This is a genomic window from Nakamurella sp. PAMC28650 (assembly GCF_014303395.1).
In the GTDB taxonomy this organism is placed as follows: Bacteria; Actinomycetota; Actinomycetes; order Mycobacteriales; family Nakamurellaceae; genus Nakamurella.
Window position 1 is genome coordinate 755,376 of the sequence record NZ_CP060298.1, and the last position, 22,802, is coordinate 778,177.

The window sequence follows — 22,802 nt, forward strand, 5'->3', positions numbered from 1 at the left end:
CGCAACAGACCTTTTCAACGCGCTGCCACCGTGGGAGGGTGCCGTCATGACCTCTTCGAAAGGCGTCGCCGGGGTATTCGATCGCGCCGCCGACACCTACGACACGGTCGGCGTCCCGTGGTTCGGGCCGATCGCCGCCGGACTCGTCGAGGAACTCGACGTCCACCCGGGCGAGCGGGTCCTGGACGTCGGGACAGGGCGTGGCGCCCTGCTCGTCCCGCTCGCTGTGGCGACCGGCCCGACGGGTCGGGTCGTCGGGATCGACCTTGCACCGCGCATGGTCGCCCTCACCGCGCAGGACGTCCACGACCTGCCTCAGGCGGAGGTCCGCGTCGGGGACGCGACAGCGCCCGGACTGCCGGCCGGTTCACTCGACGTCGTCGCAGCGTCCCTCGTGCTGTTCTTCCTCCCCGATCCGGTGGCCGCCGTGCGTACCTGGGTCGACCTCCTGGTCACCGGCGGGCGATCCGGCGTCTCCACGTTCGGGCCACAGGACGAGCGATGGGCGCACGTCGACGAGATCTTCGGGCCCTACCTCGCCCCGGGTCTGATGGACGCCCGGACCAGTGGCCGTCGTGGACCCTTCGCCTCCGACGACGGGGTGGCGCAGATCCTGCTGGACGGAGGATTGAGCCAGGTGAGGACGGTGCACCGGGACACCGTGGCCCGCTTCCGTGACGCCGACCACCTGCTGGAGTTCTCCTGGTCGCACGGCCAGCGGGTGATGTGGGAGTCGGTGCCGGAACAGGAGCGCACGCGAGTGCGCGACCGGTATCTGGCCGCCGCCGACGAGGTCGCCGACCCGGGCGGCGGGATCACCTTCACCCAGGTCGCCCGGTACACCCTGGGCGTCAAGGGGTGACGACGCCAGGCGCCGGGCCGGACGGGACGGGAACGGTGGGCGGTTCAGACCAGCGCGGCGCGGAATTTGGCCATCAGGTGCGGCCCGGCCAGGACCGGCGGATGGATCGCGGCGGTCCCGGGCGTCAGGCAGCTCGGCAGGCAGGTGACGGCGGCGTCCCAGTTCGCGTTGTGGAAGAACGGCATGCTCTGCCGGCGCGCCCCGCCGGCCTCCACCGGCTCGACCACGCGGTGCAGCGTTGATCGCCATCGATCGTTGGTCCAGCGGGCCATCAGGTCTCCGATGTTCACCACGAATGCTCCCGGCACACTCGGCACCGCCACCCAGTTCCCGCGGGTGTCCAAAACCTCGAGACCGCCGACCGTGTCCTGACGCAGCATGGTCAGCGTGCCGTAGTCGGTGTGCGCGCCGGCCCGGAGCTGCCCCGGCACGGCCGGCGTGGCGCTGGTCGGATAGTTGATCGCCCGCATGGCACTGGCGGACCGGTCGATCATCGCGTCGAAGTAGCTGGGCGGCAGCTGCAGGGCCAGTGCGAACAACGACATCAGGCGCCCGCCCAGCCCGAGCATGGCCCGGTAGTACGTCGTCCAGGCGACCTCCAACTCCGGAAGGGCGGACGGCCACAGGTTCGCTGCGTAGACCGACTGCTCGTCGGCATCGTGGAACCGGTGGGTCGGCCGGTCGACGGGGCCGCAGCCGAAGGCTTCCTTGAGGTCCGGTGGTGCCGGCTGACCCAGCGAGCGACCCAGCGACTCCGCCGCGAACGGTGCGTACCCGTAGGGATGTCCCGGGGGTGGCGCCACCGCCATCCGCTGCTCCAGCGGAAGATCGAAGAACTCCCGGGCCAGACCCCAGGCCCGGTCGGCGATCTCGTCGTCGATGCCATGCCCGACGATCTGGAAGAAGCCGACCTGGGAGCAGATCGCGTCGATCTGCGGCCCCAGGACGACCGGATCGGACGTGAGATCCACGACCGGCACGGTCTCCACGGGCCCGGTATCCACGCGCACGGTATCGACCACATCAGCGTCCACGAGTTCTCTCCATCCCGGCAGGCCTCCACCACCCTATCGATGGCAGCCGGGGCTGTTTGCATCAGTCGATCCGGCGGGGGGCCGCCGGGTTGGGGGAGAATGGACCCCGACGGAGGTGCTCGTGCGGGATCTGACCTACCTGGTGGTGTTGCTGGCCTGTGTGCTGGGAACGCTTCCGCTGGAGTTGCTGCTGCATGCCCGCGTCTACCGGCGGTGGCACCGGGCCGTACTGGCCATCGTCCCGGTGGCGGTGGTCTTCATCCTCTGGGACTACTTCGCCGCGCGCGCCGGATGGTGGCGGTTCGACCGCAACTACCTCACGGGTGTGTTCGCCGGCCCACTCCCGTTGGAGGAGTTGCTGTTCTTCCTCGTGATCCCGGTCTGCGGGCTGCTGACGTTCGAGGCCGTCCGGCACCTGCGGCCGCAGTGGGCCGCCGGATCCGTCATCGACGAATCGGAACCGCTGCTCGTCGACGGGCACCGATGATCCACTACGGCTACACCGCGGCATCCGTGCTGGCCGTTCTGGTCGCCGTCGTGGTCGATCTGCTCGTCCTGCGGACGAGAATTCTGCGGACCAAGCTCTTCTGGGCGACCTACGGGATCGTGATCTTCTTCCAGCTCATCGTCAACGGCGTGCTGACCGGCCTCGGGATCGTCCAGTACGACCCCAGGGTCATCGTCGGCGTCCGGCTGGCGTATGCGCCGCTGGAGGACCTCGGCTTCGGGTTCGGACTCGTCACGCTGACGCTGATCCTGTGGGTACGACTGGAGCAACAGGCCCGCCGCAGGCAACGCACGACGGCTGCGGGCACGACGTCCACCACCACGACGGCCACTACTTCGATCGACAGGACAACGCACAGATGAGCACCTGGTTCCCCGGCCGCGACCGGCGCGCCGTTCGCCACCCGGCCCGGCCCGGTGCGGCCCGCACCACCGGCACACCACACCGGGTGCTCGTCGCCGGCGGCGGCATCGCCGGTATCGCGGCGGCCGTCGGGCTCGCCGAGCGGGGCGTCGAGGTGACCCTCGTGGAGCCGCACGACCAGCTGGGCGGACGGGTCCGCTCCTGGCCGGTGGAGCAGGACGGCGAGCAGGTCACCATGAGCCGGGGCTTCCACGCCTTCTTCCGTCAGTACTACAACCTGCGTAGCCTGCTGCGCCGGGTCGATCCAGACCTGGACGGACTGACCCCCGTCCCCGACTACCCGCTGGTGATGGCCGGCGGTCACGGCGACTCGTTCGCCACGATCCCGCGCACCCCACCGCTCAATCTCGCGGCATTCGTGGCGCGCAGCCCCAGCTTTCCGCTGCGGGACCTGGTCAGGGTGAACGTTCCGGCGGCACTGGAACTGCTCGACGTCGACTTCCCCGCCACCTTCAGCCACTACGACGGCGAGAGCGCGGCGCAGTTCCTGGATCGGCTCCGCTTTCCCGGCGGGGCAAGGCATCTCGCACTCGAGGTCTTCGCCCGGAGCTTCTTCGCCCACCCCACCCAGTTCTCGGCAGGTGAACTGGTCGGGATGTTCCACACCTACTTCGTCGGGTCGTCGGAGGGCCTGCTGTTCGACGTCCCGACGGACGACTACGACACCGTGTTCTGGGCCCCGCTGCGACGGTATCTGCAGGGCTGCGGTGTCCGGGTGCTGACCGGCAGCCGCGTCGAATCGATCGACCTGTCGACCGCGCAGGAGGTCACCGTGCGCGTCGAGGACGTCGACGCCGGGAGGGATCTGGTGGTCGATGCCGTCGTCCTGGCGACTGACCTCGGCACCACCCGCCGACTGGTGGCCGATGCACCGGGCCCCGGGGATCAGGCCTGGCGACACCGCATCGCCTCGACGTCGAACGCCCCGCGATTCGCGGTGCTGCGTCTGTGGTTCGACCGGTTGGTCAACCCGGAACGTCCGGCGTTCCTGGGTACCAGCGGCTACGGGCTGCTCGACAACATCACCGTGCTCGAACGTTTCGAGGAAGGTGCGGCCCGGTGGTCGCACGAGCACAAGAGCTCGGTGGTGGAGCTGCACGCCTACGCCCTGCCCGACACCGTCGATCCGGACGACATCGAACTGCAGTCCCAGCTCCGGGCGCGACTCGGCCTGGTGTACCCGGAAACGCTGGAGGCCAAGGTGGTGTCGTCGCAGTGGGTGGTCGAGAACGACTGTCCGCTGATCGACACCAGTCCGTGGGTCGACCGACCCGAGGTCATCACCGGGGATCCCCGCGTGCTGCTGGCCGGTGACGGCATCCGCTGCGATTATCCGGTGGCGTTGATGGAACGTGCGGCGACGACCGGATGGCTGGCCGCCAACGACCTGCTCGGCCAGTGGGGCCTGGCCGGGCACGACCTGTGGACCGTACCGATGAAGGGCCGCGTTGCCGCCATCCGCCGGGTGCGCAAGCTGTTCCGCTGAGTCCGGCGTGGATCAACTTCCCACGCATGGACGAAAGTGACGACTTCTGTCACTCCAGTCCCAAATTCGCAAAGTTGATCCATGCAGGCGAAGTTGATCCATGCAGGGGAAGTTGATCAATGCAGTCCCGGCCAGCCCCGCCAGGCCCAGGCCCAGGCCCAGGCAATCCAGTGCTAACCCGGGAACTCCCCACGCTGACGGAGGCGGTACCGGCGCTCGGCGTAGACGAGATCGTCGACCCAGAGCCGCTTTGCGGTCTTCCGCATGGCCGGACGGATCATCGACGCCATCGCGGTGGCGACCTTAAACCCGGCACGTGGCGAATAGGCGATGGTGGCCTCGGTGATGATCGTGATCGGCCGGCCCTGTTCGTCGAGGCCGACCGGGGTGGCGTGGGTCTCGACCACACTTCTGGCCCCCTCTCCCTCCACGATCAGCATCACGATCGTCCTGGCGTCCGGGCAGAAGAACTCGGCGCGCACCGGCACCCCCCAGGTCCGGCCCAGTCTGAACGTGACGTCGACCGCGAGAACCTTTTTGTCACTGGCCTTGTCGTCGACCACGAGGTGGCTGAACGAGTACGGGTGGAACCAGGCGCCGTGCCACGGGTCCAGACGGTTGGCGATCACGTCCTGTGGTTCGCAGATTCCGCGGATGCTGACGACGGCGGACAGCGACCTGTCCAGAGGTGGACGCGGAGGAAGTGCCGGCCGGGACGTCGGGGTCTCGCCGTCGACCGGCAGACCGACCCAGATCAACACGCCGTCGTCGTACGCGCGGAACGGACTCCACGTCCGGTCACCCCTGGGCGACAACGGGTATCCGTGCCATCGGCACAACAGCGTGCCGTCGGCGACTGCACACCCGTCCAGCAGGGCCCCGAGGTGCGGGCAGGCGCCGGGCCCGGCCACCAGTGATCCGTCGGTGTCCCGCCAGAAGACGACTTCACGTCCTGCGATCGTCCTGGTGATCGACTTCGCCGCGGGCACGTCGGCGGAAACGCCGGCCACGAACCAACCGCCGGAATTCTGCGCCTGGGACACCGCGAGCGAGTCGGAGATGCGCCTGGGCCTTGCTTGTCGCCAGGTCGGCGTCATCCGGTCCTGGGTCGGTTGGGGGACTCGTGCCAGGGGGATGCGCGAGCGGACCGAACGCTGGACGCGGCTGGCGGCGGAGCTCTTACGCGCCTCGAGCGACATGGCTGATTCTCCGTTTCGGGGCCTGTCCCCTGGACGGACCGGCCACCAGGATGCGCCCGGCGATGCCGGCCTTGCGCCAGGTGGGTACCCGGACCCGCTCGCTGAAGACGTCGTAACCGACATCCTCGATGAGGGAAAGGATCTGCGAGTAGAGCACCCGGGCCGCCGATACGCAGCGAGCCGAGCGGGGTGGCAACATCGGGATGCCGGTGTCGGCGAACCGGTAGAGCTCGCGGTTGCGCTCGATCTGGAACGCCATCATGGCGCGCCACTCGGGGGTCGCGGTCCGAGCGGTGATGTCGACACCGAACCGGCGCAGGTCCTCCTGTGGCACGTAGACCCGGCCGAGATCGAGGTCCTCGTTGACGTCACGCAGGAAATTCGTCAGCTGGAAGGCCAGTCCGAGCGATCGGGCCGGCTCCTTCGCATTGGGCGACAACGGTTGCAGCACCGGCAACATCATCTCGCCGATGACGGCCGCCGAGCCCTCCATGTAGCCGCACAGATCGGACCAGGTCTCGTAGGTCGAGGTGGTGAGATCCATTGCCATCGCACCGAAGAACCGGTCGAAGCACTCCGGATCGATGTCGGCGGCGAGCACCGTGTCGATGACGGCGGCCATCACCGGGTCGTGGCTGCCGCCGGCCGAGAGCGCCGAGCGGAAGCCGGCGGCGAAGGTCTCGAGCCGGGCGGCGATCTCCTGGTTCGAACGACCGACGTTGGCCTCCTGGTCGTCGACGATGTCGTCGGCCAGCCGGCACAGCGCGTACACCGCGTGGACGTGTCGCCGCCGGGGCTTGGCCAGCAGTACTGCACCCCAGAAGTAGGTGGTGCCATACTCTTTCGTCAGACGCGCACACTCACGATAACCCTGCGTCAGGATCGGGTCCTCGACCTGGACCATCAGGGCCGTCCCGGGAGGTACGCGTCGACGCGGTCCGCGGCCAGCTTCCCCGACACCAGCACCATCGGCACCCCGACCCCGGGAACTGTTCCGGAGCCGGCGAAGATCATTCCAGGCACCCGCTTCTCGGTGTTCGCCGGACGGAAGGGCCCGGTCTGGGCGAAGGTGTGGGCCAGCGAGAAGGGCGTGCCGGCCTGCATGCCCTGCCGCTGCCAGTCCAGGGGGGTGACGATCTCCTCGGAGACGACATCGCTGGGGTAGCCCTCCTTCTCCAGGAAGGCGTGGAGGCGATCCCGCATCGGAGAGGTCTGCTTCCGCCAGTCGATGTCGGCCGACAGGTTCGGCACCGGTTCCAGCACGAAGAGCGTCGAACAACCCGCTGGGGCAGCCGTCGGGTCGTCCAGCGAGGGAATGGTGACCAGACGCGACGGGTCTGGCATCAGCTGCTTCTTGTCCAGCAGGGCATCGAAGGCGCCGGCCCACTCATGACCGAAGTGGATGTTGTGGTGCGCCACCTCGGGCTTCGGAACGCCCTTGACCCCGACGTGCCAGACCACGGCCGACGGAGAGTATTGACCCCGCCTGACCTTTCCGGGGGTCGGAAGATCGGGCAGCAGCTTCTCGTAGGCCACCGGAAGATCCAGTGTGCAGACGACGGCGTCGGCCATCACCTTCTCGCCGCCGGCCAGCCGCACCCCGGCCACCCCGCCGTTGTCGGAACGACGCAGGATCTCCGTCACGCTCTCGGAGTACTGGAACACCGCGCCGGCCTTCTCGCACGCGGCCGCCAGCGCAGACGGGATGGCGTGCATGCCGCCTTCGGGGAACCAGACCCCTTCGATGCTGTCCATGTAGGTGATCACGGCGTAGAGGGCCAGGGCCGACTCGGGGGAGAGCCCCGCATAGAGCGCCTGGAAGCTGAACAGCCGGTGCAGACGGGGATCCCGGAATCGTCGGCGGATCGCCGGGCCCAGCCGGCCGAACCCGCCGAGCCTCACCATCTGCGCGGCAGCTCTGGGCGACGACAACAGCCCGAGGGGGGAGTCGAAGTTCTTGTCGATGAAATGGGGCATCTCGACCAGGTACAGCCGGCGCACCCACTCCACGAAGTCATCGAAGGCCGCGGCGTCGACACTGCCGCAGGTGCGGTTGATCTCGTCGCGCATGGCGTCGCGCCCGTAGCGGACGTAGATGGTGCTCCCGTCGGCGAAGTTGGCCCGATAGGCCGGGTCCAGCCGGTGCATCGGGAGCACCTCGTCCATCCGCGTGCCGACTGCGGAGAACGCATCGCTGATCAGGTCCCGCATCGTCAACACCGAGGGCCCGGTGTCGAAGGTGAAACCGTCCTGCTCCATCCGGCCGGACCGACCGCCTGGAATCGCCTCCCGCTCGATGACGGTGACGTGGTGTCCGCGGCCGGTCAGGTGGCACGCCGCGGACAGACCGGCCAGGCCCGCGCCGATCACGACGACCTCGCTCATCGGTCCCGCCAGGCAATCTGGTGGGCCATCCGGCTGAGTTGGGCCACGCCTTCGGGGTCCAGCGACGGGCCCTCCAGGGCCGACAGCGCGGTCTCCACGTGATCGACGATCATTCGCTCCACCTCGTCTCCGATTCCGTCCGCCTCGAGTTGATCGAGCAGCAACGCGAGATCCGCCCCGCTGAACTCCGGCGATCCCGCACGGTGCAGAGCGGCCCGGGCAGAGCGGGAACGCAGACGCTCCTGCGCAAGCGCCAGTATGACGGTCGGCTTGCCGGAGACCAGGTCGTCACCGGCGGGCTTCCCGGTGCGATCCGGATCACCCCAGATTCCCAGCAGATCGTCACGGAGGGCGAAGGCTTCACCGACAGCGCGGCCATAGGCAGCCAGACAGTCCATCGTCGCCGCACCGGCCCCCGCCGCGGCGGCTCCCAGTTCCAGAGGGCGCTCGACCGTGTACCGACCGGATTTCATCCGGGCCACCGACCGGGCGAAGTCGAGATCCCGGCGCCCTGCTGCGCTCCCGACCAGGTCACGACGCTGGCCGGCCACGAGTTCGGCGACCAGTAGCCGCCAGATCCGACGCATCGGCTGCGGCAGTCCCGCGATCAGGTTGCCGGCCTCGGCGTGGGCCAGATCACCGACCAGGATGGCGATGCTCTCGCCGAACCGTCGACCGCTGCCCGAGCCGGCCGCGTCGCCGTGCAGTCGTTCGGCCTGCACATGGATGGTGGCGCGACCCCGGCGCGACGCGGACTCGTCCATCACGTCGTCGTGCACCAGTGCGAACACGTGCAGGAGCTCCAGTGCAGCGCCGACCCTGACGACGTCCGACACTCCGGTGCCCCGGGCACGCCCGCCGGCGGTGAGCCAGCCCAGGGAGCACATCACCGGACGCAGACGTTTGCCACCCCCGTCGATGAGGGCCGTCATCAGGGCGGGCAGATCGGACCCTGCAAGGATCTCGACCGGGGCCTCGTTGTCCGGCAGCCCGGTCCAGAGCTCGGCCAGGTCGGACATCACCTCCATCAGCAGCCCGTCCACCTGGGCGAGATGATCATCGGCCGAGAAGGCGACGGGGTGGAGACGTCCGAAGCTCCGGCCCATCATCGCGTCCCCGACGGCAGACTGGGATCCAACGCCGGACTGCGATCCGATGGTGCTCGTGCGGGCCTGGTTCATCGGAGCAGTCCTGCCCGTTCGCTGTTGTCGGCGGCCGCCGGGCGGAGCAGATCCGCCATCTGGGCCACCTGATCCACGGCCCACGGGCTGAAGGCGAACGGTGTCGCGGCGGTCGCGGCGACCACCTGAGCCGGGTCGGACCAGGCGTGATCCATCACCTCGGCAGGGTTGGGCCGCAGCTTCGCCGACGGGTGCAGGGTGGCGGAGAAGACCGGGCAGATCTCGTTCTCCCAGATCCCGCCGGCATCGCGGGCCCGATAGGAGAAGTCCGGCAGGACGCTGCGGACGTCCTCGATCTCCACGCCCAACTCGACGAACACCCGACGTTCGATGGCATGGGTCATCGTCTCGCCCGGCATGGGGTGCCCGCAGCACGAATTGGTCCACACGCCGGGCCAGGCGACCTTGGTCAACGCCCGCCTGGTCATCAGCAGATCTCCGTCGACGCTGAACAGGTAGAGCGAGAAGGCGAGGTGCAGCGGTGTCTCGAAGTGGTGAACAGTTGATTTCGGCTGTTGCCCAACAGGTTCACCACGATCGTTCAGGAGCACCACTGATTCGAGCGTGCCTGTCACAGGTGGCTTCGGTCGCTTGTCCGGATCATGTTTCCTTAGTACCCGATTCGGTTTCCACTAGCCGCAGCGGCGTCTCCCGCGGCCTGATTGCATAGTTACGGCGGGTATCAGCGGCCACCGGCTCCGGTGTCGTCGCGGTGCCGCTCCAGCGCCTGCTCCGCCTCGGCGATGCGGTCGTCGAACACCTCCGGGTAGGCCTCGACCTTGGCCGTCGGGTCGTCGGCCTCGCCCGAGTCGTCGGCCGGATCCCGCTCCTCGACCGACTGGTCGACCACCTCGCGCCGGAGTTCGGGCTTGTCCTGCTGATCGCTCACGGTTTTCACCTTCTGCTCGGACGAACCGGAACGGCGTCTCCATCGTAGGGGTGGTTTCCAACTGTCCGGCCGGGTCAAACCTGCACCGCGTGGTCTGCATCAGCTGTCGCCGGCCACCCGCCCGCACCACGCTGCCGGCATCGCCCCGTTGACGGAACGACCTGCCGCGCCGCGTGATTGACATCGATCCGGGCATCCTTACACTGTAGACTATGTACGTATCCCTGTCCCGCCTCCGGGTCGATCCGGAACGGTCGGACGAACTGGTCACTGCGTTCGGACGGCGTGCCGGGCTGGTCGAGTCGCACGACGGTTTCGTCGACCTGCAGGTCTGGCGGTCCGATCGCGATCCCGGCGAAGTACTGATGGTCAGCCGGTGGCGCGACCGGGAGTCCTTCCGGACGTACATGAAGAGCAACGACCACCGCACGTCCCACGCGCGGATGGACCCCGGTCTGCGGAGTGCGATCAAGCTCGAGAGGCTCGAGAACCTGCAGACCTACGACGTGGTCGCGCAGTGAGTGGCGGACGTCCGCTCCCGCCGGAGGACGACGCACCCCGCGCGGCATCACTGGGGGATGCCGGGCCGATCAACCTGCTGGCCCTGGCCGAGAAGATCTGTCATCGCTACCGCGACGAATTCCCCGACGAGAAGGAGCGCTACGGCGTCAACGGCTACGCCTGGTGCGTGCACGACAACCAGCACCTGCTCAACTGGGGTGCGCAGTCGGTGAACGGATTCTTCGACGTCAAGCAGGAGGTCTCCTGGCTGGCGAACGTGCTCGAGGCGCGAGGCTTCCCGGTCGATCGCCTGGCCCGCAATCTCGACATCGGTGCCGAGGTCGTCGGTAGAGAGGTGACCGGCCCGGCCGGAGCCCAGTTGGCGGACACCCTGACCGAGGCGGCCTCGTTCGTCCGGTCGGGCGAGTTCGTCGACTACGTCCCCGACGACTGAGCACCGGCCCGGACGCCTGAGCACCGCGGAGGATCGAGCACGGCTGCGGAGGATCGAGCACCGGCGTAGCCGATCCGGCGGCGCGTGTGATCCCCGGCCGGCCGGGGAACCGGGCTCTGCATGACCACAGTTGCGGTGTTGGGAACGGGAACGATGGGCGCGGGCATGGCCCGATCACTGCTGCGCGAGGGATTCGACGTCAGGGTGTGGAATCGATCCGTCGAGAAGGCGCAACCACTGGCCGACGACGGGGCGGTGGTCGCCGGGACCGCGGCGGAGGCCGTGGCCGGCGCCGAAGTGGTGGTCGTGATGCTCTTCGACGTCGAGGCCGTCCTCGAGGTGCTGCGTGGGTGCGACGGACACTTCGCCCGAGGGGCCGTGATCGTGCAGAGCTCGACGATCGGGCCGGACGGCACCGCCCGGCTCGCCACCCTCGCCCTCGACCGGGGCTGGAACGTCCTCGACGCCCCGGTGCTGGGCACCCGGGCGCCCGCCGAGAAGGGTCTGCTGGTGGTCCTGGCCTCGGGCGATCCGGACCTGCGGCCGGGCGGGCAGAGCGTGTTCGACGCCATCGGATCGCGAACCCTGTGGGCAGGAGAGGATCTCGGCAGTGCCAGCGCCCTGAAACTGGCGTGCAACGCCTGGGTGGCCAGTCTCACCGCTGCGGCCGCGCAGTCCCTCGCCCTGGCCCGCGGCGCCGGACTGGATCCGCAGCTGGTCCTGGATGCGATCAAGGACGGCCCCTCGGACAGTCCCTACCTGCAGCTCAAGGGCACGGCGATGTTGGCGGAGAACTACGAGGTCTCCTTCGCCCTTGACGGGGTCCGCAAGGATCTCGACCTCATCGCTGCGTCGGCCGGCGCCAACGACGTCACGACGGACCTGATCGATGCCCTGCGCGCCGTCTTCGGCTCGGCCTCGCGGCAGGGCCACGGCGACCAGGACATGGCCTCGGTGATCACGGCGTTCTGATCCCCGGCCCGGCATCGTTCCCGGGGTATGCAATTCCGGGCCTCGTTGCATAGTTTTCTATCTGTCAATGGAGGGTTCGAGGGGACAGAGTCAGGGGCAGGCCACACTCCGTGGCCCTCACCGGAGGGATCCTGATGACGCTCCACCACGGCGTCGCCGCCGCGCTCGATCTCGCCGATGTCGCCCAGGACCTGGCCGGCCTGACGGTGGTGGCCGACGTACCGGTTCGCATCACCCAGTTGGCCGCAAAGATGTTTCCCTGCATGGCAGTCGACCTGGTCCGGGTCGACACCCGCGGCGCACTCGAGGTTCTCGCCTCCAGCGATCCTGGGCTGAGCCGCCTGACCGAGGTGGCCTGGAAAGCCTGGCGACACCAACCGATCCCGCCCGGACTCAGACGGGATCCCACTCCGATGCGAGGCCAGCGCAGCAGCTATCTGCGACAACTCCGCGGAGCGACCGGAGTCGCCGCAGAACTGATGGTGCCGTTGACCGCCGGCTCCGGCGACCACGGCCATCTCCGTTTCCTGTTCGCCGAGCCGTTGACCAGCGGGGCCGACCGGGCGCTGATCGATGCCTATGCGGTTCACGCCGCGTTGGCCCTCGACCGGGTCGCACTGACCGCTCTGGTCGATCATCTCCAGCTGGCTCTGGAGAGCAACCGAACCATCGGAGCCGCCGTCGGCGTGCTGATGGCCCTTCACAACCTCACCTACGAGCAGGGACTGCGACGGCTGACCACGGCGTCGCAGCACCGCAACCGCAAGCTCCGGGACATCGCAGCCGACGTTCTCTACACCGGCGAGATCGCCACCCTGGCCCCGTTGCCGGAGCGCGGGTTGCTGGAACGCGAACTGCCGGAAGGCGAAGCGGTACGACGTGAGCCACTGCCGGCCGCGTGAGGAGAAACGACGATCCCGATGGCTGTTTTTTCAACCATCGGGATCTGAGTCGATCAGCCACCTGGGTTGAATAATCAACCTGTCTGCAGTATGCCCCTTCACCCGTAAGGAGTAAAGGTCGGTCGCATTCCGGCTGTCGTCATCTATTCGCCCCGGGCGGCACGGTGCCCGATGGACGAGCCGTCAGCCCGCTGCTCGTCCAGCAGCAGGGCGCTGACGTCTCCGTCGTCGACCTCGGCGTCATGGTCGATCGGCGGGCCACCGGCCGCGACGCGAGGTTCCTGCGCGCCGGGCGGCGGCAGCTCCTCCAGATGTCCGTCCACCGCCTCCGAGCGGCGTTCCAGCAGCGCCTCCTCCAGATCGAGGTCGTGCTGCATCTCCTGCAGCACGTCCTCGGAGAGCGTCCCGTCATCCCGCAGGCCGACCACGACGGAGCGTTCGATCCCCAGCAGAGCGCGTCGCCAGTCCGACAGCACGCTGAGCCGACGGCCGAAGGCGCGCGATTCGTCGTCGTCGTCCCAGTTGCGCCAGTCCCGGAGCGAGGCCCACTTGCGCATCAGCTCGGCCTGGCGATCCGAAACCCGACCGCCGTCGACGAGCTCGTCCACCCGGGCATTGATCGCCTCGCCGGCCTGGGCGTGGGCCTGCGCCCGCTCCCGCAGATCGTCCTCGCGGTGGTTCTGCGCCACCCCCGCCCGCCGGACCACCCAGGGCAGGCTGAGGCCCTGCAGCATCAACGTGCCGATGATCACCGCGATCGTGCTCACCAGCAGCAGGGAACGGTAGGGGGTCTGCGCGGGCAGCGTCTGGGCAGCGGCCAGCGACACCACGCCGCGCATCCCCGCCCACGAGAGCACCACCATGCCCGGCGTGTCGACCTTCTCGGTCGTCCGGGGCGTCAGCCGCACCAGTGCGTGGATGACGGCGAGCCACACCGGGCGGCTGACGATGACCGTCAGCAGGACCGCGACGACGGCCAGGATCACATGGTGACCTGCGGTGTCCAGCGACGCGAAGATGTTGCGCAGCTGCAGCCCGATGAGGGCGAACACGGCTCCCTCCAGCACGAACCGGAGCGCCGCCCAGGTCGCGTTCTCGGTCAGGCGGACCGACGCAGGCACCTCCCGCGGAGACCGGTAGCCCAGGACCAGACCGGTGACCACCACGACCAGGACACCCGACGCGTGGGCCGCCTCACCGGCGATGTAGGCGGCGAACGGCGACATCAGCGACAGGGCGGTGACCGACAGCGGCGAGACCGCACGCCTCCTGACGAACGACAGCGCCAGACCCAGCGCCGTCCCGATCAGCAACCCTCCGATCGAGGCCCAGGCGAACTCACCGAGCGACGGGGCCCAGGCCACCGACGTGGCACCGATCGCGGCGATGGACACCTTCAGGGTCACCAGCGAGGTGGCGTCGTTGAACAGCGACTCGCCCTCGAGAACGGACACCAACCGGCGGGGCAGACCGACCCTCCGCCCGAGCGCGACGGCGGCGACGGCGTCCGGCGGCGCGACGATCGCGCCAAGGGCGAGCGCCGCCGCGAACGGGATGCCCGGTAGTACCCAACGGAGCACCAGCGCGACCGAGAACGCCGTGAGCAGCACCAACACCACCGAGAGCTGGAAGATCGGGCGGACCAGCCGGCGGATGGCCACCGCGGAGGATTCGAAGGCAGCCCCGAACAGCAGCGGCGGGATCAGGACGGCGAGCACGAATTCGGGCTTCAGCTCGAACGCCGGGACACCGGGGATCCAGGACACCGCAAACGCCACCGCGACCAGCATGATCGGCGGTGGTACGTGGATGCGGACCGCAGCGGAATTCACCAGCAGGACACCCAGCACGAGCCCCACGACGGGCAGCAACAGCACCATGAGGCCTCAGTACCCGCTTTCGTGCTCGAGCGACCCACTATCCCGGGGATAGTAGATGCGTCACACTCTTCGCGCCGGGTGCGGGGTCCCCGGCGACGGGAAGCACCGGCTACGCCGAACGGGCTACCGGCGGCCCTTGACCCGGTAGAGCCCGGGGCGGTTGGCCGCGCCGTCGGCCCAGCCGGCCAGGATGTCCTTCACCGGACCCTGCGTGCCGGCCGGGTCTGCGTAGGTCTTCTGGACGGCCGAGGCCACCGGGCTCATCGCGTGCAGACGGTCGGAGTCGATCACGAACAGGGCCACGCCGCAGCGGTCGGCATAGGTGCGGGCGTCGTCCTCGAAGAAGCCCGGAGCCAGGACGAACAGCACCACCGGCAGCCCGCCGGATGCCTGCACCCGCCGCTGGACGCTCTCCGACGTCCCGTCCACGAGGAATCCGGCGGCGTCACCCGCATCGACCCCGAACCGTCTGAGCCAGGCGGTGGGAGCGCCATCGGCCGCGGTGGTCCGGCCCGGCGTCACGCCCGGCGCCGCGGCCTTGACGGCCGGGCCGAGTGGTTTCCACTGGCCAGGGACCTGGGCGGACCAGACCTGACCCGCCGCGTCACGCGCCAGGCGTTCGACGCCCTTGCGCTTGGCCGCGATGGCCTGCCGACGGATCTCGCGCACCCGGCCGTTGGCCGCCAGCGCCCCGAAGGCGACCGCCCACACCATCACCGCGGCGCAGATGATCACCTTCAACGCTGGAAGGGGCTGCGGGCTGAGCGACCCGATGAAGAGCAGGGCGATCTCCGCGGCCAGACCCCACGCCAGCGACTTGGCCATCGACGCCCAGAAGGCCGGACCCCTCGCCGGCACATCGACGATCGATTCACGTTCGATCTCCGGGCCCGAGATGTCCACCAGCCTGGACACGATGTCCGCCAGCGGGACGCCGCGCAGTGCCATCCCGGCCGCAGAGTCCCAGACCTGCTGGAGGCGCGCGGTGCGGTCGGCGGGGGAGGCTGGCACCTCTCGATCATCGCCGACCCGCCGGCACGGCGCACGCGGGATCAAAACCTGCAGAGTCTGCTCGGCCGCGCGCGGGTTGAAGCGGCTCGGGTTTGGCGTCCCGCGCTGGACCGGGCCACGAGTACTTGCGTCGGCGGCCCTTAGGTAATATGTTACGTGCCACCGACCGCCGATTCGAGGAGACCCACCCGGATGATCGACCTGAAGAAACCCTGGCACGGCGTCTACGTCGCAGCGGCGCTTCCGTTCCACGACGACCTGTCGGTCGATTTCGACGGTTACGCCGAGCATGTGCGATGGCTCGCCGAGAACGGTCTGCACGGCGTCACCGCGAACGGATCGCTCGGCGAGTACCAGACGCTGTCCGACGCCGAACGCGCACGCGTGGTGACCACGGCCGTGCAGGCTGCCCCGGACGGATTCGGGGTGATGCCGGGCGTCGCCGCCTACTCGAGCCACCAGTCGCGTCACTGGGTGGAGCAGGCGGCCGAGGCCGGCGCACAGTCGGTCCTCGCGCTCCCCCCGAACGTCTACAAGGCCGGGTCCGAGGCCGTCGTCGAGCACTACCGGGTCCTCGCCGAGGTCGGCCTGCCGATCGTCGCCTACAACAATCCCTTCGACACGAAGGTCGACCTGGTGCCGGAACTGCTGGCCCGCCTCTTCGACGAAGACCTCATCGTCGGCGTCAAGGAGTTCTCCGGTGACGTCCGCCGCTCGTACCAGATCAACGAGCTGGCACCCGGGCTCGACCTGATCGTCGGGGCCGATGACGTGTTGTTCGAGCTCGGGCTGGCGGGCGCGGTCGGCTGGGTGGCCGGCTATCCCAACGCCCTGCCCAAGGACTGCCTCAAGCTCTACGAACTGGCCACCTCCACCGATCCGGCCGACTGGGCCGGCGCCCTGCCGATGTACCGGGACCTGCATTCGTTGCTGCGCTGGGACTCCCGGCACGAGTTCGTCCAGGCCATCAAGCTGTCCATGGATGTCGCGGGGCGCAAGGGCGGACCCTGCCGCCCGCCGCGGTCGCCGCTGTCCCCGGAATCGGCCGCGCAGGTCATCAAGGACACCGAGGCCGTGCTGGCCATGGGCTACCGGTGACCGCCCCGTCGAACGCGAGTGCTCCGGCGGAACCGCGGATCGGCTCGGATCCCGAGGCCGACGCCGTCGTCAACGCCTCGGCTCTGGCCGCCGAACTCTGGGCCACGACAACGCTCCCGCAACGCCGATCGGCGCTGGAGGCGGTCGCCGACACGTTGGACGCCCACGCCGACGAACTGGTCGAGTTGGCCATCAGAGAGAGCCATCTGACCGAAAGTCGACTTCGCGGTGAACTCGGGCGCACCACCTTCCAGTTGCGGCTGTTCGGGGAGGTGCTGGGCGAGGGGTCGTTCCTTGACGCCCGGATCGATCATGCCGACGCCGCGTGGGGGATGGGTCCACGACCGGACCTGCGCCGGGTCTTCGAGCCGGTGGGGCCGGTGGTGGTGTTCGCCGCGAGCAACTTCCCGTTCGCCTTCAGCGTCGCCGGCGGCGATACAGCATCCGCGCTGGCCGCCGGCTGCTCGGTGATCGTCAAAGCCCATTTCGGGCATCCTGAGCTCTCCCGCGTGACCGGTACCCTGCTGGCGCAGGCGCTCTCGGCGGCCGGCGCACCCCGCGGACTGTTCGCCCTCGTCTTCGGCGAGGACGCCGGCCGTCAGGCCCTGACCGATCCGAGGGTGAAGGCCGGCTCGTTCACCGGTTCCATCGCCGGCGGGCGGGCGTTGCTCGACCTGGCCAATGCACGTCCGGAGCCGATCCCGTTCTTCGGTGAGATGGGCAGCATCAACCCGGTTTTCGTCACCCGGGCCGCCTCGGAGTTGCGCGCGACGGAGATCGCGGTCGGTCTGGTCGGCTCGTTCACCCTCGGTGCAGGCCAGTTCTGCACCAAACCCGGCGTCGTGTTCGTCCCCGAGAGATCGGCCATCATCGGCCATCTCGTGCAGACGGAGCTGCCGCCCGCCGCTTCGCTGCTGAACGTCTTCATCCAGCGCGGGTACCGCGCTGCACTGTCCGGATTGGCCGGCCACCCCCAGGTCCACATCGTCGCCCAGGGCACCCAGACGTTCGGCACGCCACCGACTCCCACCGTCCTGACGACCACGCTCGCTGCCGTCCTGGCCGATCCGGACGTGTTGCTCGCCGAGTGCTTCGGTCCGGCCGTGCTGATCGTCACCTACCGGGACGAGACGGATCTGCTGACCGCCGCCCGTGCCATCGACGGGCAGCTCACCGCCACCATCGCCGGGCAGGACGACGATCCGATCGTGCCGGAGCTCCTGCGCCTGCTCGCCCGGAAGGCGGGCCGACTGCTCTGGAACCAGTGGCCGACCGGGGTGAGCGTCACCCATGCGCAGCAGCACGGGGGACCGTACCCGGCCACCACCGCTGCGGCGAGCACGTCGGTCGGCACCGGGGCCATCACCCGATTCCTGAGACCCGTTGCCTATCAGGGCTTTCCGGACGGTTTACTGCCCGTCGCGCTGGACGAGCACAACAGCCTCGGGATTCCCCGCCGGGTCGACGGGAAACTGGTCACCGGCGGCCCTGGAACCACCGGCGGGTCGGAGCACTGATGCAGACCCTGGGCGGCCGGATCCAGCAGTCGAGCCTCAAGGACAAGGTGCTGGCGATCCTGCGGAAGAACCTGATCACCGGCGACCTCGTCGAGGGTCAGCTCTACTCGGCCGCGGCCATCGCCGCCGAGCTGGGCGTCTCCACCAGCCCGGTCCGCGAGGCCCTGCTCTCGCTGGTGGACCAGGGCGTGATGGAGGCGGTCCGCAACCGTGGCTACCGGGTCCTGCCGCTGGGCGAGAGGGACCGGCAGGAGATCTACGAGATGCGCGCGCTGCTCGAGATCCCGTCGATGGTGAGGTTGGCCGGTCATGCCGAGGTGCGCGCCCGCGAGGACGAGTTCCGGCTGCTGGCCGACGATATCGTCCGCGCGGTGGCACGGGAGGACGTGGTGGCCTACCTGGCGGCCGACCTCGCCTTCCACCTCGGACTGCTGGGGGTACTCGGCAACGAGAGGCTGGTCGCCACCGTCAGGTCGCTGCGCGACCGGACCCGTCAGCTCAAGCTGGCCACCCAACTGGGTTCCGAAGAGCTGCAGCGCACCGCGGAGTCCCATGTCCTGCTGTTGGACGCGATGGTCGCCGACGAACCAGAACGCCTCCGGCAGCTGATGGTCGAGCATCTCGAACACATCCGGACCGACTGGGGCTCGGTCGGTCTCGGGTGAGCGGAATCCCGTACATCGACGCAGACACCCTGACCTCCCTGCTGTCCTGGCGGGCGGCCGGGGACGCGCTGGAGGCGGCGCTGCGTGCTGGTCTCGATCCGGCCGCCTCCCGGCCGCGCAGTTCCGTCGCCACCAGCGCCGGCGAGTTGTTGTTGATGCCGGCCGAATCCGCCGACGCCGTGGGGGTCAAGCTGCTCTCGCTGGCCCCGGCCAACCCGTTCGCCGGTCTGCCGCGGATCCAGGGTCTCTACGTCCTGTTCGACGCCGCGACGCTGACACCCCGGCTCCTGATCGAGGGATCCGCGCTGACTTCGCTGCGGACGCCGGCCGTCTCGGCACTGGCGGTGCGGTATCTGGCGGCACCGGACGCCCGGGTGGTGGCCGTCTTCGGTACCGGTCCGCAGGCGCTGGCGCACGTCCGGGCCGTCGCCGCGATCCGGCCGATCACCTCGGTGCGGGTCGTCTCGCGCCGGCCGAGCGGTGCGGACGGGTTGTGCGCTGCGCTCCAGGACCAGGGGCTCACCGCCCGACCAGGAGGCGTCGAAACGGTTCGCGACGCCGACATCGTTTTGTGCGCCACCACTTCCCCGGTACCGGTCTTCGACGGCGATCTGCTCGCCGATCACGCCTGCGTCGTGGCCATCGGATCGCACCGGCCCGGCGTCCGCGAGCTGGACGAGCGGGTGTTCGCCCGGGCGGCGCGCGTGGTGGCCGAGGACCGCGACACGGCGTTACGGGAGGCCGGAGACGTCGTCATGGCGGTCGCCGGCGGTGCGTTGGTGGCGTCGGATCTGATCGACCTGGCCGAGATGCTCTGTGCACCCGCCGTTCCCGGCATCTCGGTGTTCAAGAGTGTGGGCATGGGGTGGCAGGACCTCGTCGTGGCGGAGGCCGCGCGGGCGGCGTGGCTCACCGGGGTGCCCGCGTGACGCGGTCGCCGGAGGTGGTGATCATCGGCGCCGGCGTGGTCGGCGCCGCCGCCGCGTTCTACTGCTCCGCAGCCGGGCTCGACGTGACCGTCGTCGAGCGCGGACCGATCGGAGGCGGCACCACGGCATCCTGCGAGGGCAACATCCTGTTGTCCGACAAAGAACCCGGTCCCGAGCTGGATCTCGCACTGCTGTCCTCCCGGCTGTGGTCGGAGCTGGCGCAGGAGATCGGGGCCCATCGCCTGGAGTACGAACGCAAGGGTGGCGTGGTGGTGGCGGCCCACGAGTCGACCGCTGCGGCCCTGCGGGTTTTCGCCGCGCACCAGCGGGCGGCCGGCATCGAGTCGGTCGACCTCGACGCTTCCGATCTGCTGGAGCTCGAACCGCACCTGTCCCGCGCCTGTGCCGGTGGAGCCTTCTACCCCCAGGACAGCCAGATCCAGCCGATGCTGGCCACTGCACAGCTGATGCGACACGTACGCAACCGGGGGGTACGGGTGGTCACTGACACGTCGGTCACCGGTTTCCTGCGTGGCCCGGGCGGCGCACTGGCCGGTGTCCTCACCGATTCCCCGACGGAGCCGAGGATCTCGGCCGCGTGGGTGATCAACGCGGCTGGCACCTGGGCCGGTCGGATCGCCGAACTGGCCGGCGCCCCCATTCCGGTCCTGCCACGCCGGGGATTCATCCTGGTGACGGAGCCGATGCCGAAGGTCGTCCACCACAAGGTCTACACCGCCGAGTACGTCGCGAACGTGGCCAGCAGTGACGCCGGGCTCGAGACGTCGGTGGTCGTCGAGGGGACGAAGGCCGGGTCGATCCTGATCGGCGCGAGCCGGGAGCGGGTCGGGTTCGATCGCACCATGTCGTTGCCCGTCATCCGGAAGCTCGCCGCCCAGGCGGTCGAGGTGTTCCCCTTCCTGGCCGACGTCACCCTGCTGCGAACGTATCTCGGGTTCCGTCCGTACTGTCCCGATCACCTCCCGGTGATCGGGGCCGACCCCCGCGCGCCCGGGCTGATCCAGGCGACCGGCCACGAGGGGGCCGGGATCGGGCTCTCGGCAGGAACCGGCAGACTGATCGCGCAGGTGATCACCGGCGCGCCGCCGGACCTCGACCTGACGCCGTTCCGTCCGCACCGATTCGAGGAGGTCACAGCAAGGTGATCCCGATCAGCAGGGAACAGATCACGTTCTCCTTCGACGGCGAGGCGATTCCCGCCGTCAGCGGGCAGTCCATCGGAGCGGCCCTGATCGCGGCCGGACATCGCTCCTGGCGGCGCACCCGGTTCGACGACGCCCCTCGAGGAATCTTCTGCGGCATCGGTATCTGCTTCGACTGCCTGGTGACGGTCAACGACCGGCCCAGCCGCCGGGCCTGCCTGGTCGAGGTCCGGCCCGGCGACGTCGTCAGCACCCAGCAGGGAGCCGGTCATGCCGATCTCCTCGCCTGAATTCTCCTCGGGCCCCCGGAAGTCCGGTCCGGAGGTCGTTTTCGACATCGCGGTGCTAGGTGCGGGCCCGGCCGGCCTGGCTGCCGCCGGGGCCGCGGCGGCCGCCGGCGCCCGGGTCGCGTTGATCGACGCCGGCCGGAGAATCGGCGGCCAGTACTGGCGTCATCTGGCCGAGGACGACGGCCGTCACCACACCGGCTGGCCGATCTTCGCCGGGCTGAGGCGAAGGATCGACCAGCAGCCCGAGCGGATCGAAAATCTCGCCGGCCACTCCGTCTGGCAGGTGGAGACCCTGTTGGACAACGGTTTCCGCGTGAACACCACCACCGACGACGGGCAGCACTCGATCCTGGCCAGGACGGTGATTCTCGCTCCCGGTGCCTACGATCGGCAGCTGCCGTTCCCCGGCTGGACCCTGCCGGGAGTGTTCACCGCCGGGGGGACCCAGGCGTTGCTCAAGGGCCACGGCGTGGTCGCCGGCTCCCGGATCGCGGTCGCAGGTACCGGACCGTTCCTGCTCGCCGTGGCCGCCGGGCTGGCCGGCGCCGGAGCAGAGGTCGTCGGCGTCTTCGAGGCCGGCGGCGCCCCGACCGCCTTCGCCCGGCATCCGATCGCGGTGGCCCAGAATCTGGGCAAGCTCGGCGAGGGTGCTCACTACGCCCGGGTTCTCGCCCGTCACCACATCCCCTACCGCACCCGGACCGCCGTGATCGCAGCCCGAGGGGTCTCGTCCGTCTCCGGCGTCACCGTGGCGAAGCTGGATCGGGGCTGGAAGGTCGTCGAGGGTTCCCAGCGGGAGATCGACTGCGACACCCTGGCCGTCGGTTACGGTTTCACCCCCCAACTCGAGCTGGCCGTCCAACTCGGCTGCGCCACCCGCCTGGACGTGGACGGAAGCCTGGTCGCAGTGGTGGACGGCGATCAGCGCAGCAGCGCTGAGGGCGTCTGGGTCGCGGGCGAGGCCACCGGCGTCGGTGGGGCGGCGCTGTCGGTCACCGAGGGCGAGATCGCCGGGCGGAACGCCGCGCACGCCGCCGTCGGGGTGCGTCCCGACCTGCCGGTCATGCGCCGCCTGGTCCGCCGCCGGGCCTCCCAGCAGCGGTTCGCAGCCGCTCTGCTGCAGGCCTACCCGATACGCCCGGGCTGGATGACCTGGTCGGCGCAGGACACCATCGTCTGCCGCTGCGAGGAGGTGACGCTGGGGACCATCGACGAGGCGGTCGTCGAGCTCGGCGCCGCCGACCCCCGAGCGGTGAAGCTCTACGCGCGACCGGGAATGGGCCTGTGCCAGGGCCGCGTGTGCGGGTACGCCACCGGTTGCCTGGTGGCCGACCGGGCCGGGCGGACCCCCAACCTCGCCGACCTGCAGGGCGTGGCCGGCCGCCCCATCGCAGCGCCGATCACCCTCGGTCAACTGGCCGAGGCCCATCACCGCAACACCTTCTGAAAGGCA

At 69.5% G+C, this 22,802-nt stretch carries 24 protein-coding genes; 15 read left to right on the forward strand and 9 right to left on the reverse strand.

Annotated elements, in window-relative coordinates:
- The first annotated feature begins 46 nt into the window (after positions 1–46).
- Positions 47–862 carry a class I SAM-dependent methyltransferase gene (locus tag H7F38_RS03410; RefSeq protein WP_187092865.1) on the forward strand — a complete coding sequence of 272 codons (816 nt, stop codon included), beginning with the start codon at positions 47–49 and terminating at the stop codon, positions 860–862.
- A 44-nt stretch (positions 863–906) separates the two neighbouring features.
- Here H7F38_RS03410 and H7F38_RS03415 read toward each other — a convergent pair whose 3' ends face one another.
- Entirely contained in the window at positions 907–1,833 is a 927-nt protein-coding gene (locus tag H7F38_RS03415) for an isopenicillin N synthase family oxygenase (protein ID WP_187092866.1), read from the reverse strand.
- A 184-nt stretch (positions 1,834–2,017) separates the two neighbouring features.
- Between H7F38_RS03415 and H7F38_RS03420 the strand changes: the two genes are divergently transcribed.
- Genes H7F38_RS03420 through H7F38_RS03430 form a run of 3 tightly spaced genes read left to right on the forward strand, consistent with a single transcriptional unit; the run spans position 2,018 to position 4,313 of the window.
- A complete protein-coding gene (locus tag H7F38_RS03420; RefSeq protein ID WP_187092867.1) occupies positions 2,018–2,383 on the forward strand; it encodes a lycopene cyclase domain-containing protein in 366 nt (121 codons plus the stop codon).
- Positions 2,380–2,766: a lycopene cyclase domain-containing protein gene (locus H7F38_RS03425; RefSeq protein ID WP_187092868.1), complete on the forward strand. Its 387-nt coding sequence runs from the start codon at positions 2,380–2,382 to the stop codon at positions 2,764–2,766. The genes H7F38_RS03420 and H7F38_RS03425 overlap by 4 nt, the downstream gene beginning before the upstream one ends.
- The gene (locus H7F38_RS03430) at positions 2,763–4,313 is read left to right on the forward strand and encodes an FAD-dependent oxidoreductase (RefSeq protein WP_187092869.1); all 1,551 of its coding nucleotides are present in this window, start codon (positions 2,763–2,765) and stop codon (positions 4,311–4,313) included. The genes H7F38_RS03425 and H7F38_RS03430 overlap by 4 nt, the downstream gene beginning before the upstream one ends.
- Positions 4,314–4,486: 173 nt before the next feature.
- Here the strand turns inward: H7F38_RS03430 and H7F38_RS03435 are convergent, their stop codons facing one another.
- The 6 genes from H7F38_RS03435 to H7F38_RS03460 all read right to left on the reverse strand — a co-directional run bounded on the left by H7F38_RS03435 (position 4,487) and on the right by H7F38_RS03460 (position 9,967).
- Positions 4,487–5,512: a DUF5914 domain-containing protein gene (locus tag H7F38_RS03435; RefSeq protein ID WP_187092870.1), complete on the reverse strand. Its 1,026-nt coding sequence runs from the start codon at positions 5,510–5,512 to the stop codon at positions 4,487–4,489.
- Complete coding sequence (locus H7F38_RS03440) at positions 5,493–6,416, reverse strand: phytoene/squalene synthase family protein (RefSeq protein ID WP_187092871.1); 924 nt, start codon at positions 6,414–6,416, stop codon at positions 5,493–5,495. Before H7F38_RS03440 ends, H7F38_RS03435 begins: the two co-directional genes overlap by 20 nt.
- Positions 6,416–7,897 carry an NAD(P)/FAD-dependent oxidoreductase gene (locus H7F38_RS03445; RefSeq protein WP_187092872.1) on the reverse strand — a complete coding sequence of 494 codons (1,482 nt, stop codon included), beginning with the start codon at positions 7,895–7,897 and terminating at the stop codon, positions 6,416–6,418. The genes H7F38_RS03440 and H7F38_RS03445 overlap by 1 nt, the downstream gene beginning before the upstream one ends.
- Positions 7,894–9,078: a polyprenyl synthetase family protein gene (locus tag H7F38_RS03450; RefSeq protein ID WP_187092873.1), complete on the reverse strand. Its 1,185-nt coding sequence runs from the start codon at positions 9,076–9,078 to the stop codon at positions 7,894–7,896. The genes H7F38_RS03445 and H7F38_RS03450 overlap by 4 nt, the downstream gene beginning before the upstream one ends.
- Positions 9,075–9,632, reverse strand: a complete 558-nt coding sequence (gene idi, locus H7F38_RS03455; RefSeq protein ID WP_255498227.1) for an isopentenyl-diphosphate Delta-isomerase — start codon at positions 9,630–9,632, stop codon at positions 9,075–9,077. The genes H7F38_RS03450 and idi overlap by 4 nt, the downstream gene beginning before the upstream one ends.
- Positions 9,633–9,760: 128 nt before the next feature.
- Positions 9,761–9,967 carry a hypothetical protein gene (locus H7F38_RS03460; RefSeq protein WP_187092875.1) on the reverse strand — a complete coding sequence of 69 codons (207 nt, stop codon included), beginning with the start codon at positions 9,965–9,967 and terminating at the stop codon, positions 9,761–9,763.
- A 212-nt stretch (positions 9,968–10,179) separates the two neighbouring features.
- Between H7F38_RS03460 and H7F38_RS03465 the strand changes: the two genes are divergently transcribed.
- From H7F38_RS03465 to H7F38_RS03480, 4 genes are all read left to right on the forward strand, one after another.
- A complete protein-coding gene (locus H7F38_RS03465) occupies positions 10,180–10,488 on the forward strand; it encodes an antibiotic biosynthesis monooxygenase (RefSeq protein ID WP_187092876.1) in 309 nt (102 codons plus the stop codon).
- Entirely contained in the window at positions 10,485–10,922 is a 438-nt protein-coding gene (locus H7F38_RS03470; protein WP_187092877.1) for a hypothetical protein, read from the forward strand. The genes H7F38_RS03465 and H7F38_RS03470 overlap by 4 nt, the downstream gene beginning before the upstream one ends.
- A 120-nt stretch (positions 10,923–11,042) precedes the next feature.
- Positions 11,043–11,894, forward strand: coding sequence for an NAD(P)-dependent oxidoreductase (locus tag H7F38_RS03475; RefSeq protein WP_187092878.1), 852 nt, complete (start codon positions 11,043–11,045; stop codon positions 11,892–11,894).
- 134 nt (positions 11,895–12,028) lie between these two features.
- A complete protein-coding gene (locus tag H7F38_RS03480) occupies positions 12,029–12,796 on the forward strand; it encodes an ANTAR domain-containing protein (protein WP_187092879.1) in 768 nt (255 codons plus the stop codon).
- Between the two features lie 143 nt (positions 12,797–12,939).
- Here the strand turns inward: H7F38_RS03480 and H7F38_RS03485 are convergent, their stop codons facing one another.
- Together H7F38_RS03485 and H7F38_RS03490 are read right to left on the reverse strand one after the other, a co-directional pair.
- Positions 12,940–14,676: a Na+/H+ antiporter gene (locus H7F38_RS03485; RefSeq protein ID WP_187092880.1), complete on the reverse strand. Its 1,737-nt coding sequence runs from the start codon at positions 14,674–14,676 to the stop codon at positions 12,940–12,942.
- Positions 14,677–14,799: 123 nt separating this feature from the next.
- The gene (locus H7F38_RS03490) at positions 14,800–15,687 is read right to left on the reverse strand and encodes a hypothetical protein (RefSeq protein ID WP_187092881.1); all 888 of its coding nucleotides are present in this window, start codon (positions 15,685–15,687) and stop codon (positions 14,800–14,802) included.
- A 192-nt stretch (positions 15,688–15,879) separates the two neighbouring features.
- Between H7F38_RS03490 and H7F38_RS03495 the strand changes: the two genes are divergently transcribed.
- Genes H7F38_RS03495 through H7F38_RS03525 form a run of 7 tightly spaced genes read left to right on the forward strand, consistent with a single transcriptional unit; the run spans position 15,880 to position 22,796 of the window.
- On the forward strand, positions 15,880–16,785 hold the full coding sequence (locus H7F38_RS03495) for a dihydrodipicolinate synthase family protein (protein ID WP_187092882.1): 906 nt from the start codon (positions 15,880–15,882) through the stop codon (positions 16,783–16,785).
- Positions 16,782–18,302 (forward strand): aldehyde dehydrogenase (NADP(+)), encoded by a 1,521-nt coding sequence (locus tag H7F38_RS03500; RefSeq protein ID WP_187092883.1) that lies wholly within the window; start codon positions 16,782–16,784, stop codon positions 18,300–18,302. Before H7F38_RS03495 ends, H7F38_RS03500 begins: the two co-directional genes overlap by 4 nt.
- Complete coding sequence (locus H7F38_RS03505) at positions 18,302–18,967, forward strand: GntR family transcriptional regulator (RefSeq protein ID WP_187092884.1); 666 nt, start codon at positions 18,302–18,304, stop codon at positions 18,965–18,967. Before H7F38_RS03500 ends, H7F38_RS03505 begins: the two co-directional genes overlap by 1 nt.
- Entirely contained in the window at positions 18,964–19,896 is a 933-nt protein-coding gene (locus tag H7F38_RS03510) for an ornithine cyclodeaminase family protein (protein ID WP_187092885.1), read from the forward strand. The genes H7F38_RS03505 and H7F38_RS03510 overlap by 4 nt, the downstream gene beginning before the upstream one ends.
- On the forward strand, positions 19,893–21,062 hold the full coding sequence (locus H7F38_RS03515; RefSeq protein WP_222618413.1) for an FAD-binding oxidoreductase: 1,170 nt from the start codon (positions 19,893–19,895) through the stop codon (positions 21,060–21,062). Before H7F38_RS03510 ends, H7F38_RS03515 begins: the two co-directional genes overlap by 4 nt.
- A complete protein-coding gene (locus tag H7F38_RS03520; protein WP_222618414.1) occupies positions 21,059–21,349 on the forward strand; it encodes a (2Fe-2S)-binding protein in 291 nt (96 codons plus the stop codon). The genes H7F38_RS03515 and H7F38_RS03520 overlap by 4 nt, the downstream gene beginning before the upstream one ends.
- Entirely contained in the window at positions 21,330–22,796 is a 1,467-nt protein-coding gene (locus tag H7F38_RS03525) for an NAD(P)/FAD-dependent oxidoreductase (RefSeq protein WP_187092887.1), read from the forward strand. The genes H7F38_RS03520 and H7F38_RS03525 overlap by 20 nt, the downstream gene beginning before the upstream one ends.
- Positions 22,797–22,802 lie beyond the last annotated feature (6 nt).